This window comes from Telluria sp. AZSoR62 (genome assembly GCF_058111565.1).
Window position 1 is genome coordinate 1 of sequence record NZ_JBYTST010000335.1, and the last position, 267, is coordinate 267.

Sequence of the window (267 nt, forward strand, 5' to 3'; positions counted from 1 at the left end):
ATCGACCATGGGCACTGACGCACTGTTGCGTGGTGCTGACTACGGATGCAACGGGCTGTCGTTGACCTACCAGCCAGAACAATGGCTCGCGCAAGACTTTTTGGCCGGATTCATCTCCACGGTTGCCGAGCATTACGCCGCGACGGCACGCTTGCGCAAATCAATGCCTGACCTCTGGACGAATTTCGGGAAAGGCGCGACCACCCGCAGCGGCTTCAGTATTCCAATCGGATGGACGTCCGTCGGTGAGCAGGTGCCACTGATCCT

The 267-nt window shown here is 58.8% G+C and carries 1 protein-coding gene; it reads left to right on the forward strand.

Features of this window, described 5'->3' with window-relative positions:
* Positions 1-267: hypothetical protein (locus tag AC3XQU_RS24030; protein ID WP_489876640.1), on the forward strand; the 267-nt coding region annotated here is incomplete at both ends.